The organism is Yersinia alsatica (assembly GCF_025133195.1).
GTDB classification, from domain to species: domain Bacteria; phylum Pseudomonadota; class Gammaproteobacteria; order Enterobacterales; family Enterobacteriaceae; genus Yersinia; species Yersinia alsatica.
Window position 1 is genome coordinate 2,504,846 of sequence record NZ_CP104006.1, and the last position, 17,472, is coordinate 2,522,317.

Sequence of the window (17,472 nt, forward strand, 5' to 3'; positions counted from 1 at the left end):
TTTTTCATTGACGTTACTGCGATGTTAGCAGCACGAAATTACCCGCTATCTAAGCTCATTGCGATTATGAGTCTCATCAGAGGGGGTAGCACCAACACTATTTAAATCGGTTTATCACCAATTTGTCATTCGTTTGCGCCTTGCTGTAATGCCAATGACTTTGGGTATTATGAGTAGATGAATAATGGGCTGTGGCGCAATAAGCTATCTAAAATCAGGGAGAGAGTAAAGAGCACCGGCTACCGTGGTACTTGAGCTATAAGGTTTTTTTGCTTCAGATAATCAGGTAATGGATTAAGCCAGTAATCTGATAGTATCAATATGAATACATTCGCACCGGAGGCGTAGTATGTATCTTGAACGTGTCGATATTGTCGGTTTTCGCGGTATTAATCGTATTTCATTGAATCTTGATGATAATACGGTGCTTATTGGTGAGAATGCTTGGGGTAAATCCAGCTTATTAGATGCCCTCACGTTACTTTTATCCCCCGAACCGCAACTTTACCATTTCACCTCGCAGGATTTTTATCACCCGGCAGGGGATGAAAGTGCTAAAGAACGCCACTTGCAAGTTATCTTCACGTTTTGCGAAAAAGACATTGGCCACTGGCGCGCACCCCGTTATCGCCAATTAACACCGTTATGGATAAAAAATGACGATGGCTTACATCGTATTTATTATCGGATTGAAGGTGAGTTAGGTGACGATGATACCGTGTGTACCTGGCGCAGTTTCCTCGATTTAGAGGGGTTGCCATTGGCATTGCACGATATTGAAAAGCTGGCGCGTGGTGTTATTCGTATTCATCCGGTATTACGGTTGCGGGATGCGCGTTTTATACGCCGGCTACGCAGTAGCACCGCCGAAAATAACCGCCAACCCGATAAAGCGGCACTGAATCAACAATTGGATCAATTAAGCCGTGAACTGGTGCGTAACCCGCAGAAGCTAACTAACTCCGAGCTACGCCAAGGGTTGGAGGCGATGCGCCAACTGCTGGAGCACTACTTTGCCGAGCAAGGGTCACAATCAGCCAACTTGCGTAATCACCATTACCGCCCACAACCGGAGCGCGAGGCATGGCTTGCTCTCGATAGCATTAACCGCATGGTTGCAGAGCCTAACAGCCGCAGCATGAGATTGATTCTTCTGGGAATGTTTTCAACATTGCTGCAAGCCAAAGGGCCATTGAGTCTTGACCCACATGCTCGCCCACTGCTGTTGGTAGAAGACCCGGAAACCCGTTTGCACCCCATCATGCTGTCTGTTGCCTGGGGGCTACTCAGCCAACTTCCTCTGCAGCGCATTACCACCACCAACTCAGGTGAGCTGGTTTCATTAGTGCCAATTGAGAGCATTTGTCGACTGGTTCGTGAGTCTTCTAAAGTTGCAACTTACCGTATTGGGCCACGCGGCATGAGTTCTGAAGACAGTCGCCGCATCGCGTTTCATATTCGTTTCAACCGGCCCTCGGCATTTTTCGCCCGCTGCTGGTTGTTAGTCGAAGGTGAAACAGAAATCTGGTTACTCAACGAACTGGCGCGCCAATGCGGCTATCACTTTGAAGCCGAAGGGGTAAAAGTGATTGAGTTTGCTCAGAGTGGCTTGCGCCCATTACTGAAATTTGCAAACCGGATGGGGATACAGTGGCATGTTCTGACCGACGGTGATGATGCAGGGAAGAAGTACGCGGCGACAGTGCGTACTATGGCGGATGACGGGCGTGATCATGAACGCGATCGTTTGACCATTTTACCGGCACCAGATATGGAGCACTTTTTGTATCGTGAAGGTTTTGACGAGGTATATCACCGGATATCGGCTATTCCTGCCAATGCTAAAATGCAGCCGCGTCGGGTGATTGAAAAAGCGATTCATCGCACGTCAAAACCGGATTTAGCTATCGAGGTTGCCAGCCAGGCCAGAGATTGGGGGGTAGAATCTGTCCCCCCATTACTGAAAAAAATGTTTTCTCGTGTGGTATGGCTAGCGCGTGGGCGAGCTGATTAACATCAGGTATACCCGTCATCTTTCAAGATGCAGGGTTGTTGGCTGCCATCACTCACCCAAGTCATTGAGTTGTCTCAACTCCTTGGATTCATTCAGTTGCCGCCTACCTGCAACTCGAAAGCTATTGGGTATATATTAATGTATTAACATCATTAACTTTAGGTGAAATGCGTGCCTAAGCCGTTTTCGAGTTGATCAAGTAATTGATAACGGCGGCGATATTCGGCACGTTTTTTACTGGCAATATCTTCAATCGATTTACGAGCAATCTTGGCCGGTAAACGGAAATGGCCTTCTGCGCACTGTACCCCGCCTAGCGATATCCAGAAGTTGTCATAATCTGCGTGTAATTTATCTTTTTTCTTCGCCCGATAGCGCCAGTTTTGATAAACATGGGTGGCATTACCTACGGCAATAATATGTGTTATTTCCATCAGCTCTGCCAGGCAGCAAGTGGCCTCCAAAACCAGACGTTTGGGAAACAACCCATGGCAGGCTTTGGTGCTGCTGTGAATTTCGTGGTGCGGAGTTTCATTATCTGCACCTTGTAAGCCACCAATAAACAAGGTTTTTTGGTTTTGATAATAAAATAGGCTGAAAGTCAGCAGTGCCAGTGTTTGTTGTTGCTCATTAGCCAGCATCAGCGTAATTTCGCCCTCTTTATTGAGTTTTGGAAAACTACCCAAATAAAGAGAATACTTTTCATCATTTTTGCCAATTAGCTCAGTCAGTTTATAAGGCGAATGATGTAAAAAGTTGCGGCGTAATGATTCAGGCATACATTGATTGATCAGCTTGAAATGGTCCTGTAATACCCCCAGTTTCTGGCGATTATTGAGTGTGTTCGCCAGATAAGGGCGATGCAATTTACAGGGTAAATCAGGTTGAGCGCGAAGTATGCTGTTGAGTAGCGGCTGCTTCACCAGCACGCCGAGTAAGTTAAAGGTCAGCTTTGGGCAGATTAAGGCCCGGGCAATAAATTTAAGCCGAAACTGTAATTCTTTCCATGAACCACCGAGTGCTTGATGACCTTTGAATAGCAATGCAATTAACCCCCAGCGGTTAATATTATTAGGGATTAATACGGTATTCTTTATGTTTTGCATGATTAAATCCGTTATATCAATGTATTTCTGGCGCTATTGAAACAAATGGGAACTAAACAGAGTCTCAATACATCTTAGATTCCGCCTGTTGCCCGGTAGGCATTGATATTTGGTTTAGTTAAATGAGAATTTCTGATGTTATTTTCAACGAGTTGGTCATTTACAATTAAGGAAGGTAATTGCTTTGATGCAGTTAAGTAGAAGTCAGCGCCGATGGTTTGCCGCAATTGCTGCGTTAGTTATCGGTGGCTTTTTCATTATTCGGCACCTAATGGCACCTGCACCGGTGCAATTTCAAACCGTGAAAGTGGCCCATCGTGACCTGCAACAAAATGTGCTGGCAACCGGCAAACTCGATGCTGTCCGCAAAGTTGATGTGGGTGCTCAGGTGAGTGGTCAGTTGGAAAAACTGTATGTGGAAATTGGCGACCAAGTTAAGCAAGGGCAACTGCTGGCGATGATTGACCCGCAACAGGCTCAGAACCAAATTAAAGAAGTTGAAGCCACATTACAGGATCTGAACGCCCAACTAGGGCAGGCAAAGGCTGAGCAACAATTGGCTGAGGTGACCCTGCGTCGCCAGCAGGAGCTGGCAAAATTGCAGGCCGTTTCACGCCAGGATCTGGATCAAGCCAGCACTACATTGGCCGTGAAAAAAGCGCAAGTTGAGACCATTAAAGCGCAAATCAATAAGACCAAAGCCAGCCTGGATACGGCCAACATCAATCTGGATTACACCAAGATTTCGGCTCCAATGGATGGCGATGTGGTGCAAATCACCACCTTGCAAGGCCAGACCGTGATCGCCGCGCAGCAAGCACCGAATATTCTGACGTTGGCAGATATGAGCACCATGCTGGTTAACGCGCAGGTTTCTGAAGCCGACGTTATTCACCTTAAACCCGGCATGAAAGCTTCATTCACCGTGTTGGGTGATCCCGGCAAGCACTTTGATGGAGTGTTAAAAGATATCCAACCCACGCCCGAAAAAGTGAATGACGCGATTTTCTATTCGGCGCGTTTTGAAGTGCCGAACCCGGATCGGCTATTACGGCTGCAAATGACTGCGCAAGTGTCAATCCAGCTCGCGAATGTTCCGCAGGCTATGGTTATCCCATTATCGGCATTAGGTGATGAATTGGGAATTAATCGTTACCAGATTGCGGTACTGAAAGAGGGTAAAGAAGAGAAACGCGAAGTGACGATTGGCATCCGTAATAACGTTGATGCGCAGGTGATTTCGGGGTTAAACGTGGGTGAGGAAGTCATCGTGAGCCGCGGCGGCGCGGAGGAAGCATAATGACGGCATTGCTTGAATTAAAAGGCATCCGTCGCAGCTATCAGTCCGGCGAAGAAACGGTTGATGTATTGCAGGATGTCTCACTCACGATAAATGCCGGCGAACTGGTGGCCATTATTGGGGCTTCCGGCTCAGGTAAATCCACGCTGATGAACATTCTTGGCTGTCTGGATAAGCCGAGTGCCGGTGTTTACCGTGTCGCAGGTCAAGATGTTGCCGTATTAGATAACGATGCGCTGGCAGCACTGCGCCGTGAGCATTTTGGCTTTATTTTCCAGCGCTATCACCTGTTGCCTCATCTTAGCGCCGCCCACAATGTGGAAGTCCCGGCGGTCTATGCTGGTGTCGGCAAAAATGAGCGCCGTGAGCGGGCGAACATGCTATTAACCCGGCTAGGGCTGGGTGAGCGTGTCAGTTATCAGCCCAATCAACTGTCTGGTGGGCAGCAACAGCGCGTCAGTATTGCTCGTGCTTTAATGAATGGCGGGCAGGTGATTCTTGCCGATGAACCAACTGGCGCACTGGATAGCCATTCCAGTGTTGAAGTGATGGCCATCTTGAAACAGCTACAACAGCAGGGGCACACCGTGATTATTGTGACCCATGACCCGACTGTTGCGGCTCAGGCCGAGCGAATTATTGAGATCAAAGATGGCCGCATCATGGCTGACTCTGGCTCAAAAACAGTGGCAACTGCCGCGGCTTCAGCGGCTATTAGTCTGACGCCACCGGCACCATCATGGCAGCAGTTAGTCGGCCGTTTCCGTGAGGCACTATTGATGGCCTGGCGTGCGATGTCGGCCAATAAAATGCGTACCGCGCTGACCATGTTGGGCATCATTATTGGTATTGCTTCGGTGGTTTCGATATTGGTGGTCGGGGACGCCGCTAAACAGCTGGTGCTGGCGGATATTCGAGCAATTGGCACCAATACCATTGATGTCTATCCGGGCAAAGATTTTGGCGATGATGACCCCAGCACTCGGCAAGCATTGGTTTATGACGATATGGTGGCGCTGAAAGCGCAGTCTTACGTCAGTGCGGTATCCCCGACAATCGCCGGCAGTATGCGGCTGCGTTATGGCAATATTGATGTCGCCGCCAGTGTGTCTGGGGTGAGTGAGCAATATTTTCGGGTGTATGGCATGAAACTCGAACAAGGAACCCCTATCACCAGCGAACAGGTTGAGCGCCAGTCGCAAGTGGTGGTTATTGACCGTAATACTCAGCGCCGCCTGTTTCCTCACCTCAAAGAGGTTGTTGGGCAGGTGATATTGATTGGCAACATGCCCGCAACGGTTGTGGGTGTGGTGGAGGAAAAGCAATCGATGTTCGGTAGCAGCAAAGCGCTGCGGGTATGGGTCCCTTACAGCACCATGGCGAGCCGCCTGATGGGGCGCTCCTATTTTGACTCGATCACTATCCGCATCAAAGAGGGTTATAGCAGTAAGGAGGCTGAACAGCAGTTGGTCCGGTTATTGACCATGCGTCATGGCAAGAAAGACATATTCACCTACAACATGGATAGCTTGCTGCAAACGGCAGAGAAAACCACCCGAACCATGCAACTGTTCCTGACATTGGTGGCGGTAATTTCGCTGGTGGTCGGTGGGATTGGTGTGATGAATATTATGCTGGTGTCGGTGACCGAACGTACGCGAGAAATCGGTATCCGCATGGCCGTGGGCGCGCGTTCCAGTGATGTTATGCAGCAATTTTTAATTGAGGCGATACTGGTTTGTCTGGTCGGTGGCGCGCTCGGTATTTCGCTATCCTTTGCTATTGGTTTGATTGTGGAAATGTTTTTACCTAACTGGCAAATTGCTTTCCCACCAATGGCACTATTCAGCGCATTCCTGTGCTCAACGGTGATAGGGGTGGTGTTTGGCTATCTACCGGCCCGCAGTGCTGCCCGGTTAAATCCTATTGATGCATTGGCGCGTGAATAATTGGCACTGAGTCAAGGGTTGATATTGACGACTTTGGCCGCATAATAGGAAGACAACAAAGAAAAATGCCAGTCGCAACTGGGCTGGCATTTTGAACAGATGTTTTGAATTGTCACCGATGTAGGGCTGCAACAACCCGCCTTGGAAATACCTTTGGCACCAGAATGTTTTAGGTGATGGTATGCCGAGATAAGCAGGCAGAGAAGTGCGTGGTGTCAGGCTAATGCAGCCAGTTCCTGCGGTATGGCTTCTTGCAATACCACATCTAACCCGAGTGGAACAATTAGGCTGGCGTGATTGCCCTTTGGTCCCTGATGGACATCAAAGTTAACCATCTGACCCGCTTTTAACGTTCGGTAGCCATCCATCTGTATAGTTGAATAGTGAGCGAAGATATCTTCGCCGCCGCCCTCAGGGCAAATAAAGCCAAAACCTTTGGCATTGTTGAACCATTTAACAGTACCCGTCTCCATACTTCTACGTTCCTCGCAAGGCTATTTTAGTTCGAGATGAGGTAATCACTGGTTAAAGTGAGCGCGAATTGGTTAAAACTCCAACAGCTCACGAAAATACACTCTAGTGGAAATGGCCTTAACGTCAAGGGGACGGCTTTTGTCAGAGCCGGGCAGTTCTTCAAAGTTTGATGTAGCTAACGCTATTGTATTTATTTGGGTACAATTTAATCGTTCTTAACGTCAATACCCTTACTTTTTTCTCGAGCGGCGTTATGACATAAGTGATGATAAAATAATAATAGATATCTGCATGAAATGGTCTTATAACCGGAGTGAGATGTTGCTCCTGTGTGGTTCAGTAAAACGATGGGCAGGCAATGGGCAAGAACAACGACTGGCTGAATTTTGAACATTTAGTCAAAGATAAACAAATCGAGGCGCTCAAACCGCCGTCTATGTATAAAGTTATACTTAACAACGACGATTACACACCGATGGAATTTGTGATTGACGTTCTGCAAAAGTTCTTTTCTTATGATATTGAACGTGCAACACAACTGATGCTCAATGTGCATTATCAAGGAAAGGCGATTTGTGGTGTTTTTACTGCCGAAGTTGCAGAGACCAAAGTCGCACATGTAAATCAATACGCCAGGGAGAACGAGCATCCGTTGCTTTGTACGCTGGAAAAAGCCTGATTAAGGCAATTATTGGGAGGTGCCTATGCTCAATCAAGAACTTGAACTCAGTCTCAACATGGCTTTCGCCAGAGCGCGTGAGCACAGACACGAGTTTATGACCGTGGAGCACCTATTGCTGGCATTGCTAAGCAATCCAGCCGCGCGGGAAGCGCTGGAGGCGTGTACGGTTGACCTGGTGGCATTACGCCAGGAACTGGAAGCGTTTATCGAACAAACCACACCAACATTACCTGCGAGTGAAGAAGAGCGCGACACCCAGCCGACGCTCAGTTTCCAGCGCGTGTTACAACGTGCGGTCTTCCATGTCCAATCATCAGGGCGCAATGAAGTTTCTGGTGCCAACGTGTTGGTCGCCATCTTCAGTGAACAAGAATCCCAGGCGGCCTACCTGCTGCGTAAGCATGATGTCAGCCGTCTGGATGTAGTGAACTTTATTTCCCACGGCGCCCGTAAGGACGAGCCGGGTCAGGCACCGAATGCAGAAAATCCGGTGAATGAAGAGCAGGCAGGAGGGGAAGACCGTATGGAAAACTTCACCACCAATCTGAATCAACTGGCCCGCGTTGGCGGCATTGACCCGCTTATTGGTCGCGAGAAAGAGCTGGAACGAACCATTCAGGTATTGTGCCGTCGTCGTAAAAATAACCCGCTGCTGGTGGGGGAGTCCGGTGTCGGTAAAACCGCTATCGCGGAAGGTCTGGCTTGGCGGATCGTGCAGGGCGATGTCCCTGAAGTGATGTCAGAATGCACATTATATTCATTGGATATAGGTTCACTGCTGGCTGGCACCAAATATCGTGGCGATTTTGAAAAACGCTTCAAGGCGCTGCTGAAACAGTTGGAAAATGACAAAGACAGCATTCTGTTTATCGATGAAATTCACACTATCATCGGGGCAGGGGCCGCGTCTGGTGGGCAGGTCGATGCCGCTAACTTAATCAAACCACTGCTTTCCAGTGGCAAGATTCGGGTTATTGGCTCCACGACTTACCAGGAGTTCAGCAATATCTTCGAAAAAGATCGTGCTCTGGCACGACGCTTCCAGAAAATTGATATTACTGAGCCAACACCAGAAGAAACTGTGCAGATTATCAACGGCTTGAAGCCGAAATATGAAGCGCATCATGACGTACGTTATACCGCGAAAGCGATACGTGCGGCAGTGGAGTTGTCGGTTAAGTATATTAATGACCGTCACCTGCCAGATAAAGCCATTGATGTGATTGATGAAGCTGGCGCACGTAGTCGTTTGATGCCAGTTAACAAACGTAAAAAAACCGTCAATGTGTCGGATATTGAATCCGTGGTGGCGCGTATTGCCCGTATTCCGGAAAAAACAGTATCGGCCAGTGACCGTGATGTGCTGAAAAACTTGAGCGACCGCCTGAATATGTTGGTGTTCGGCCAGGATAAGGCCATCGAGGCGCTGTCTGAGGCCATCAAGATGAGTCGTGCGGGCTTGGGCCATGAGCATAAGCCGGTTGGCTCCTTCCTGTTTGCTGGCCCTACAGGGGTGGGTAAGACAGAAGTGACCGTGCAATTGGCTAAAGCGCTGGATATCGAACTGCTGCGCTTTGATATGTCCGAATATATGGAGCGCCACACCGTTAGCCGGCTGATTGGTGCACCTCCGGGCTATGTTGGCTACGACCAAGGCGGTCTGCTGACCGACGCGGTTATCAAGCATCCGCATGCCGTTCTGCTGCTGGATGAAATTGAGAAAGCCCACCCGGATGTGTTTAACCTGTTATTGCAGGTCATGGATAATGGGACTCTGACGGATAACAATGGGCGTAAAGCTGATTTCCGTAACGTCATTCTGGTGATGACCACCAATGCCGGTGTGCGGGAAACTCAGCGTACTTCTATTGGCTTTAAACAGCAGGACAACAGCACTGACGCGCTGGAAGAGATCAAAAAAGTGTTTACACCGGAGTTCCGTAACCGGCTGGATAACATCATTTGGTTCAACCACTTGTCACCTGCCGTTATCCAGCAAGTGGTCGATAAGTTTATCGTTGAATTGCAGGCGCAATTAGATGCTAAAGGTGTGTCACTGGAAGTCAGTGAAGAAGCACGTAATTGGCTGTCTGATAAAGGCTATGACAAGGCGATGGGCGCACGACCAATGGCGCGAGTGATTCAGGAAAATCTGAAGAAACCACTAGCTAACGAGCTGCTGTTCGGTTCTCTGGTTGATGGTGGCTCAGTCACTGTTGGGCTGGATAAAGAAAAACAACAACTGGCTTATGAGTTTCAGAGTGCGCAAAAACGCAAAACTGAAGGTGCGGTTCATTAAGTCAGTGAGCAGCTAATACTGCGATAGTTTGATGTTAAGAAAAATAAAGGGCGATAAGCTAATTTAGCTATCGCCCTTTTTATTTTTTTGCACATTTTACTTTTGTTTGTTCGATAAATAATTTATGCGATGAGCCAACTGCACTCAATCGACAAATACTAAGCCGACAAATAAAAGAAAACGCAAAACGCCCTTACCATAATAGGAAGGGCGCCGGAGGGGGACTACATCCTCAGAGCTCGCAGGTCGTTGACTTGCGACAGTTTAGCCGATTAACGGCTACGGAAGACAATGCGGCCTTTGCTCAGGTCGTACGGGGTCAGCTCTACAGTGACTTTGTCACCCGTCAGGATGCGGATATAGTTTTTACGCATTTTACCGGAGATATGAGCGGTTACCACGTGCCCGTTTTCCAATTCAACGCGGAACATGGTGTTCGGCAGCGTATCAAGAACGGTGCCCTGCATTTCAATATTGTCTTCTTTGGCCATCGAATCCTCTAGGTGTAACTACCTTAGTTTTTAACCGGCAAGATAATGCCGAAAAACCCACATTATGTAAAGAAGTGTTGGCGGTCATCGCACCATTTCAGCAAAATTAGTCTGCCGGTAAGAGGGGATAAAGCCTAATGTGGGGTTCTTTTCAACGGTTGAGCTTTACTGCATCGCGGATGAAAAATTCAACGATTGCGGTAACCAGCATTCAGCCGGTAGTGGACTAAACTGGAGTTGACTCAACTGCTGCAAAAAAAAGTTGCGTGGGATCTCAATTGCACCCAGCGACGCAGTGTGAGCGTTGAGGACCTGACAGTCAATCAGTTCTCCACCATGATGGGTAAAATGATGACAAAAAACCATTAATGCGCTTTTTGAAGCATTGTCAGCCCGGCTAAACATGGATTCACCACAAAACAGTGAGCCCACTGCAATTCCATATAAACCACCAACCAGTTCATTTTCCAACCAAACTTCTACCGAGTGAGCATGACCCAAAGCATGTAGCTGGCAATAAGCTTGTTGCACATCGTCACCAATCCAGGTTCCCTCATCACGTTGCGAGGCACAGGCGCGGACGACATCTTCAAAAGCATGATTAAGGGTAAAATGGTAAGGGCAACGACGCAGAAAACGCCGCATACTCCGGCTGATATGCAAATCTTCTGGAAATAATACGGCTCGAGGATCAGGAGACCACCATAAAATCATCTCTCCGGGACTGAACCAGGGAAAAATCCCTCGCTGGTAAGCTGCCAGTAAACGAGGTGCGGATAGATCCCCCCCGAGAGCCAGCAACCCGTTTGGTTCGCGCAGAGCCAGCTCAGGTGAGGGGAACGCGAATGATTGAGATGAGAGCTGTGTGATGCGCATAAATCCCCTTGGTGACGTTTACAGGCCCATATCCTTCATGTTCGATGTTGCAGGAGTGTTCACTAGCAACCTACCTGCAACTACTATCACTCTGGGTATAATCATCAATAACAAATAATACTGCTTTGGTTTCAGCAGCTTTACTTAATATTAGCTGCAAATTTGCCGATTATCTGCCTGTATTCAATTGGCGCTCACACTGGTCACCTTTGCATTAATACCGCTGATGAATTTGTCTTAATGCCGTTGATGGAATTGGTAATAACGGCCTTTGTTCTGTAGCAAACTTTGATGATCACCTTGCTCGACTATCTGCCCGCCATCCATTACACAGATTCGATCCATATATTCCAGCCCATACAAGCGATGAGTGACAATAATCAGGCTTTTCTGCTGACAATGTTGGCGCAATAGCGTCAGAATTTGTTGTTCGGTTTCAGCATCCAAACCTTCGGTAGGTTCATCAAGCAGCAAAAGCGGGGCCGGATGCAGTAGGGCACGAGCAATACCTAAACGCCGTTGCTCACCACCGGATAATGGCCGCCCGCCATCTCCCATCCAGGCATTTAGCCCTTCGTTGTTATCCAGCAAGTTGGCTAACCCCACTTGTTGCAGCACATTTTTTAGCTGCGCATCTGATGCATCAGGGCAGGCTAGTAGCAGGTTCTCGCGCAAGGTGCTGCTGAAAATATGCACCCGCTGGCTGACGACTGTCATCATTTGGCGCAATGTGGCTTCATCATAGCTGGCTAATGATTTCCCATTGAGGGTGATAACGCCCTGATTGGCATCCCAGGCTCGGGTTAATAACTGCAACAGTGTGGATTTACCACAACCGGTGCGACCCAATAGCGCAATATGCTCTCCTGCGGTCAGTGACAGCGATATATTCTGCAAAACAGGTAAGGGTTGCTGTGGGTAGGTAAAACTCAACCCTGTCACTTCTAGCGCCACCTGTGAGGTTGGTGCTGGACCACTGGTCGGGAATGTCACTTCAGGCTTTTGTTCCATTAGCTGACCAACACGGGTTGCAGAGGCAATCACTTGCCCCAAGTGTTGGAAAGCACCGGCTACTGGCAATAGGGCTTCAAATGCCGCTAAAGAGGTGAAAACAAACAGCGCCAGTAATGCGCCAGGCTGACTATCCCCACCAATCCCTGCGGCGGCGAGCCATAAAATCAATGTTACAGTCAGACCGGAAGCCAGAATCATTAGGGCCTGCGCTAACCCAGCCAAAGAGGCTTGCTGTTTTTGGCGGCTCATCCAGTGCTGTTCAATACTCTCCAAAGAGACGCGGAAGCGATGTAATGCACCGAACACCAGCAATTCAGCCTGGCCTTGTAGCCAAGAAGTCAATTGTGACCGGTAAAGGCCGCGTAAGTCGGTCAAATCACGGCCAATAGGCTGACCAGCACGGTAGAAAATCAAGGGTACGAGTAATAACAACCCAAGCAGAATGGCCCCCAACGTTAGGGCTAAATTGACATCCAGATAGCTCAGGCCAAAAGTCACCGCAGCAATAATGACAATGGCCGCCACCAACGGCGATATGACCCGAAGATAGAGATGATCCAGTGTGTCGACATCGGCAACTAGGCGGTTTAACAGCTCACTTTGACGAAAACGAGCAATACCCGCAGGGGACAGCGGCAGGATCTTTTGGAATGCAAATACCCGCAGATGCGCCAGTACACGGAATGTTGCGTCATGACTGACCACTCGCTCAGCATAGCGGCCTGCGGTCCGGGTAATTGCAGCCCCTCGCACACCCGCCGCCGGTAACAGATAGTTAAACGTATATAACCCTGCGGGACCAGCAATGGCCGTGCCTGCCAAGAACCAACCGGATAACGTGAGCAAGCCAATACTGGCCAGCAGCGTAATAATTGCCAGTACAATACCCAGACAAATCAGGAACCAATGACGGCGATACAGCGCCAGAAAAGGGAGAAGTACGCGCATAATTAAAGTTCCTCACTGCGGTGGGACAGCAGATTGGCAAATGAGCCAGCGGATTGACTTAAGCTTGAATAATCACCTTGTTGAATCAAAAGGCCGTTATCCATTACCCAAATTTGATCATATCCCAAGGTATCTTCCAGTTGATGGGTGACCAACAGGGTTGTCTGCTGGCGGGAGGCTTCTTCTAGCGCCTTCATCACCAACTGCTCACTATGGGCATCCAGGCTGGCGGTAGGCTCATCCAGTAGCAATAGACGGCATGGATTCAGTAGTGCTCTGGCAACAGCAACTCGCTGAGCCTGCCCAACAGAAAGCCGCGCTGAATGGTCACCGACTTCGGTATTTAGCCCTTGTGGCAAGTCGTTAAGGAACTCGTTGATATAGGCGCGTTCAACAGCCAGTTGCAGTTGGTTATCATCAGCGTCAGGCTGCCCCAACAAAATATTGGCGACAAGCGTTTGTTCCGGCAAGTGTGGGTTTTGGCCAACCCAACTTAACTGAGCACGCCAGGCTTGTGGGTCCAGTTCACGCAATTCTACGCCGTTGACTTTTAACGAGCCGCGATAGGGCAAAAAGCCTAGTAGCAAGTTAAGTAATGAGCTTTTACCCGCACCACTCAGGCCTACAATGGCAACTCGTTTTCCGGCAGGTAGGGAGAAGGTGAGTGGCCCAGCCAAGCGGGTACCGCTGGGAGCCAGAATTTCTAGCTCGTTAGCCTCCAAAGTAATGGCATCAATGCCACTAAGAGCTTTATCACCTTGGCCGATAGCCTCACTTTCACTACTCAAAAACGTTACTAACGACTCTGCGGCACCGACGGCTTGCGCTTTGGCATGATAGAAAGTGCCCAAATCCCGCAAAGGTTGGAAGAATTCAGGTGCCAAAATTAGCACCAGAAAACCTGCAAACAGTGTTACACCTAAACCGTAACTACCAAAATTCAGCTCTCCCAGGTAGGAAAAACCAAAATAAACGGCAACCACTGCAATGGATATCGCCGCGAAAAACTCTAATACCGCCGAAGAAAGGAAGGCCATCCGCAGCACTTCCATGGTGCGACGGCGGAAATCTTCTGAAGAGTCACGAATTTGATCAGTTTCTGCTTTGGCGCGGTTAAATAACCGCAAAGTGTCCAAGCCACGTAAGCGGTCGAGGAAGTTACCACTTAAGCGAGCCAGTGCCACAAAATTGCGCCGATTGGCATCAGCAGCACCCATGCCGACCAAAGCCATAAACAGAGGGATCAGCGGGGCTGTAACAAATAAAATTAAACCTGCTACCCAGTTGATGGGGAAAACAGCAATGAGAATCAGGACTGGAATAAAGACCGCTAAATACATCTGTGGCAGATAGCGAGAATAGTAATCTTGCATATCTTCAATCTGTTCCAGAATGATAGTCGCCCAACTTCCGGCAGGTTTGCCTTTCACCCAGGCAGGGCCCAGTTGTTCTAGTCGGTCCAGCACCATTTTGCGGATTTGCTGCCGCACCTTCATGCCACAAATAAACCCCACTCGCTCGCGTAACCAACTGATCACTGCACGTAAGGCAAAGGTTCCTGCCAGCAACCAAAAGTCAGTGAGCAATGCCGCACGGGGCACTTTGTCAATGATCAGCGATTGCAGCAAGGTGGCCAATAACCATGCCTGAGCGATAATTAATAACCCACTGAGGAGGCCAAGTAACATGGACAGGCGGAGCCAACGTTGCGCGGGGGCGCTTTGTTTTTTCAGCCAACGAATCAACTCATACTGTCGTGTTTTATTCATCGGGCAATTTGTCTGCGCAGAGTACTGGAAAATATCAAAAAGTGTTTGTCACCATGAGAGGTGGCACACCAGCGAGGGGCAATATTACCTCGTCATGCCATGAGGTGAAACCATAATGCTTGTGATAGTTGCCGCATTAGTGGATATCAATAATTTGCTGTTTTTCATTGACATGACGAGGTACAAAAATAAAGGGCAAAATAGAAATTAAAAACGGGCAGCTCACCTATGTGTCAGCTGCCCGTTGGTACGAGGTCCAATGCCACTATCAATGGCGTTATTTGTCGTTAACTAAGCCATCCAAATAGCGCTCTGCATCCAGTGCTGCCATACAACCAGTACCGGCTGAGGTAATGGCTTGGCGATAGATATGGTCCATCACATCGCCCGCAGCGAAGACACCCGGAATCGAGGTCTGTGTTGCATTACCCTGAATACCAGACTGCACTTTGATATAACCATTTTCCAATGCTAACTGGTCGCCAAATATGGCGGTGTTAGGGCTATGGCCGATAGCAATGAAAATACCCGCTACCGCTAACTCTTCGGTCTCGTTGCCTTTGGTTGATTTCAGACGCACGCCGGTTACACCCATGTCATCACCGAGTACTTCATCCAATGTGCGGTCAGTGTGCAAAACGATGTTGCTGTTTTTCACTTTTTCCATCAGGCGGCTGATGAGGATTTTCTCTGAACGGAAACTATCACGGCGGTGAATTAGATGAACTTCGGCGGCGATATTTGCCAGATACAGCGCTTCTTCAACGGCGGTATTACCCCCACCAACTACAGCGACTTTCTGGTTGCGATAGAAAAAGCCATCACAAGTTGCGCAGGCTGAAACCCCTTTGCCTTTGAAGGCTTCTTCGGATTCCATCCCTAAATAGCGGGCAGACGCGCCAGTTGCGATAATCAGCGCATCACAGGTGTATTCCGCGCCATCACCAAACAGGCGGAATGGGCGATTTTGTAAATCAACTTTGTTGATATGGTCGAACACGATTTCTGTATCGAATTTTTCTGCATGGGCATGCATCCGCTCCATTAGTGCAGGACCAGTCAGACCCTCTGGGTCGCCAGGCCAGTTTTCTACGTCGGTGGTGGTGGTCAACTGACCGCCTTTTTCCATGCCGGTAATCAATACAGGTTTCAGGTTGGCGCGTGCTGCATAAACTGCCGCGGTGTAACCCGCAGGGCCAGAACCTAAAATAATCAATTTGCTATGTTTAGCCGTGCTCATGAATACCTCTTTCCCACAATGGCGGACAATGTTAGCGATTGTAGGGAAAATCGATCATTAAAAAAAGCAGGCAAAAATGTTGTTAGCGATTTGTTTGATAGGTAATGCCTATTTAATAAACTAAATGTATTAAGAATCGACAGTTAGGCAGTAAAAGAATTTAAGCGGATTGCAAATTAGACCAAAATTGATTTTTACGTTATGAACAAAATGGCGCTAAAAATCTTTAACCCCATAAAAAATGTGGCTTGCAAGCCGATTGTATCAAAAAACACCCGTATCTTTCATATGCCTATTTGCACCATTTTATAGCAAATAAACGGTGAAAAAATAGGTAAGCGCAGGGGGTTGAGATTTTAATTCTGGCACGTTCCACTGATTTAACTTCTTTTACTTTGACAATCGGCTGTGCATTTGCGAAAACATCATAGGAAGAAGAAATTATCTGCGCGCCATAATTTCAGATTTGGTGTCAGTGATACCAAGCGAAAACCCTGGAATGTTTTCGATTAATACTGGATGGCATGTGGAGTATGTTCTCGAACAACTGCAGGGGGGAATTTTTGCGGTTGTTTGTGATGCGCTATCTCTTCCTTAACGCTAATAATCATCGAGTACCTCGCATACAGTTGGACAGACAGGGTGTGAGATAACAACGTATTGATATATTTGCATAAAACAGGCTGCGGGTCGTTGTTTGCAGCAGGTTCTAAATCGATTAACGATTGGAGCCTGTCGCAGACTCAAGGAAATTAAGAGAGACTATAAGATGATAGATAATAAAAAACGCCCGGGGAAAGAGCTTGATCGTATAGATCGTAACATCCTGAATGAATTGCAAAAGGATGGGCGCATCTCTAACGTCGAGCTTTCAAAACGAGTAGGGTTGTCACCAACACCATGTCTGGAACGGGTTCGCCGCTTAGAGCGTCAGGGCTTCATTCATGGTTATACCGCACTGCTTAATCCACAGTATTTGGATGCATCATTGCTGGTTATCGTTGAGATTACTCTGAATCGTGGCGCTCCGGATGTATTTGAGCAATTTAATGCCGCTGTAAAAAATCTTGAGGAAATTCAAGAGTGTCACCTGGTTTCCGGCGATTTCGACTATTTGTTGAAAACCCGTGTACCTGATATGTCAGCTTACCGTACTTTACTCGGTGAGACCTTGCTTCGCCTGCCGGGCGTGAACGACACCCGTACCTATGTGGTCATGGAAGAAGTGAAGCAGAGTAACCGCCTAGTGATTAAAACGCGGTAAACAGGCAGGTGCAAAACCTGAGTAATTTGGTTACACTCCTGTTTAT

Annotated in this window: 13 protein-coding genes; 6 read left to right on the forward strand and 7 right to left on the reverse strand. The window is 48.3% G+C overall.

The genetic code is table 11. The features are described 5' to 3' along the window. The first annotated feature begins 349 nt into the window (after window positions 1–349). Window positions 350–2,014, forward strand: a complete 1,665-nt coding sequence (locus tag N0H69_RS11085; protein ID WP_050106288.1) for an ATP-dependent endonuclease — start codon at window positions 350–352, stop codon at window positions 2,012–2,014. A gap of 158 nt (window positions 2,015–2,172) precedes the next feature. Here the strand turns inward: N0H69_RS11085 and N0H69_RS11090 are convergent, their stop codons facing one another. Then, window positions 2,173–3,120 carry a VirK/YbjX family protein gene (locus tag N0H69_RS11090; protein ID WP_050151046.1) on the reverse strand — a complete coding sequence of 316 codons (948 nt, stop codon included), beginning with the start codon at window positions 3,118–3,120 and terminating at the stop codon, window positions 2,173–2,175. Between the two features lie 187 nt (window positions 3,121–3,307). On the opposite strand from N0H69_RS11090, the gene macA reads away from it, so the two are divergent. Both macA and macB read left to right on the forward strand, forming a co-directional pair. Continuing rightward, window positions 3,308–4,420, forward strand: a complete 1,113-nt coding sequence (gene macA / locus N0H69_RS11095) for a macrolide transporter subunit MacA (RefSeq protein WP_050151047.1) — start codon at window positions 3,308–3,310, stop codon at window positions 4,418–4,420. Continuing rightward, on the forward strand, window positions 4,420–6,369 hold the full coding sequence (gene macB, locus N0H69_RS11100; protein WP_050151048.1) for a macrolide ABC transporter ATP-binding protein/permease MacB: 1,950 nt from the start codon (window positions 4,420–4,422) through the stop codon (window positions 6,367–6,369). The genes macA and macB overlap by 1 nt, the downstream gene beginning before the upstream one ends. A 215-nt stretch (window positions 6,370–6,584) precedes the next feature. Here the strand turns inward: macB and cspD are convergent, their stop codons facing one another. Next, window positions 6,585–6,842: a cold shock-like protein CspD gene (gene cspD / locus N0H69_RS11105; RefSeq protein WP_050120971.1), complete on the reverse strand. Its 258-nt coding sequence runs from the start codon at window positions 6,840–6,842 to the stop codon at window positions 6,585–6,587. A gap of 359 nt (window positions 6,843–7,201) precedes the next feature. Here cspD and clpS point away from each other — a divergent pair, with 359 nt between their 5' ends. Continuing rightward, complete coding sequence (gene clpS / locus N0H69_RS11110) at window positions 7,202–7,522, forward strand: ATP-dependent Clp protease adapter ClpS (RefSeq protein ID WP_004389612.1); 321 nt, start codon at window positions 7,202–7,204, stop codon at window positions 7,520–7,522. Between the two features lie 25 nt (window positions 7,523–7,547). Then, window positions 7,548–9,824, forward strand: a complete 2,277-nt coding sequence (gene clpA, locus N0H69_RS11115) for an ATP-dependent Clp protease ATP-binding subunit ClpA (protein WP_004710698.1) — start codon at window positions 7,548–7,550, stop codon at window positions 9,822–9,824. A gap of 272 nt (window positions 9,825–10,096) precedes the next feature. Here the strand turns inward: clpA and infA are convergent, their stop codons facing one another. From infA to trxB, 5 genes are all read right to left on the reverse strand, one after another. Continuing rightward, on the reverse strand, window positions 10,097–10,315 hold the full coding sequence (gene infA / locus N0H69_RS11120) for a translation initiation factor IF-1 (protein WP_002211347.1): 219 nt from the start codon (window positions 10,313–10,315) through the stop codon (window positions 10,097–10,099). 165 nt (window positions 10,316–10,480) lie between these two features. Continuing rightward, window positions 10,481–11,191 carry a leucyl/phenylalanyl-tRNA--protein transferase gene (gene aat / locus N0H69_RS11125; protein WP_050106293.1) on the reverse strand — a complete coding sequence of 237 codons (711 nt, stop codon included), beginning with the start codon at window positions 11,189–11,191 and terminating at the stop codon, window positions 10,481–10,483. Between the two features lie 237 nt (window positions 11,192–11,428). Continuing rightward, on the reverse strand, window positions 11,429–13,153 hold the full coding sequence (gene cydC, locus N0H69_RS11130; protein ID WP_050151049.1) for a heme ABC transporter ATP-binding protein/permease CydC: 1,725 nt from the start codon (window positions 13,151–13,153) through the stop codon (window positions 11,429–11,431). 2 nt (window positions 13,154–13,155) lie between these two features. Further along, complete coding sequence (gene cydD / locus N0H69_RS11135; protein WP_050106295.1) at window positions 13,156–14,922, reverse strand: heme ABC transporter permease/ATP-binding protein CydD; 1,767 nt, start codon at window positions 14,920–14,922, stop codon at window positions 13,156–13,158. Between the two features lie 277 nt (window positions 14,923–15,199). After that, on the reverse strand, window positions 15,200–16,162 hold the full coding sequence (gene trxB / locus N0H69_RS11140; protein ID WP_050151050.1) for a thioredoxin-disulfide reductase: 963 nt from the start codon (window positions 16,160–16,162) through the stop codon (window positions 15,200–15,202). 769 nt (window positions 16,163–16,931) lie between these two features. On the opposite strand from trxB, the gene lrp reads away from it, so the two are divergent. Beyond that, window positions 16,932–17,426: a leucine-responsive transcriptional regulator Lrp gene (gene lrp / locus N0H69_RS11145; protein WP_002211340.1), complete on the forward strand. Its 495-nt coding sequence runs from the start codon at window positions 16,932–16,934 to the stop codon at window positions 17,424–17,426. Window positions 17,427–17,472 lie beyond the last annotated feature (46 nt).

Excerpts from the sequence above, each read along its gene's own strand:
- N0H69_RS11085 (WP_050106288.1), top strand. The coding sequence starts at position 350 with ATGTATCTTGAACGTGTCGATATTGTCGGTTTTCGCGGTATTAATCGT.
- N0H69_RS11090 (WP_050151046.1), bottom strand. The coding sequence starts at position 3,120 with ATGCAAAACATAAAGAATACCGTATTAATCCCTAATAATATTAACCGC.
- macA (WP_050151047.1), top strand. The coding sequence starts at position 3,308 with ATGCAGTTAAGTAGAAGTCAGCGCCGATGGTTTGCCGCAATTGCTGCG.
- macB (WP_050151048.1), top strand. The coding sequence starts at position 4,420 with ATGACGGCATTGCTTGAATTAAAAGGCATCCGTCGCAGCTATCAGTCC.
- cspD (WP_050120971.1), bottom strand. The coding sequence starts at position 6,842 with ATGGAGACGGGTACTGTTAAATGGTTCAACAATGCCAAAGGTTTTGGC.
- clpS (WP_004389612.1), top strand. The coding sequence starts at position 7,202 with ATGGGCAAGAACAACGACTGGCTGAATTTTGAACATTTAGTCAAAGAT.
- clpA (WP_004710698.1), top strand. The coding sequence starts at position 7,548 with ATGCTCAATCAAGAACTTGAACTCAGTCTCAACATGGCTTTCGCCAGA.
- infA (WP_002211347.1), bottom strand. The coding sequence starts at position 10,315 with ATGGCCAAAGAAGACAATATTGAAATGCAGGGCACCGTTCTTGATACG.
- aat (WP_050106293.1), bottom strand. The coding sequence starts at position 11,191 with ATGCGCATCACACAGCTCTCATCTCAATCATTCGCGTTCCCCTCACCT.
- cydC (WP_050151049.1), bottom strand. The coding sequence starts at position 13,153 with ATGCGCGTACTTCTCCCTTTTCTGGCGCTGTATCGCCGTCATTGGTTC.
- cydD (WP_050106295.1), bottom strand. The coding sequence starts at position 14,922 with ATGAATAAAACACGACAGTATGAGTTGATTCGTTGGCTGAAAAAACAA.
- trxB (WP_050151050.1), bottom strand. The coding sequence starts at position 16,162 with ATGAGCACGGCTAAACATAGCAAATTGATTATTTTAGGTTCTGGCCCT.
- lrp (WP_002211340.1), top strand. The coding sequence starts at position 16,932 with ATGATAGATAATAAAAAACGCCCGGGGAAAGAGCTTGATCGTATAGAT.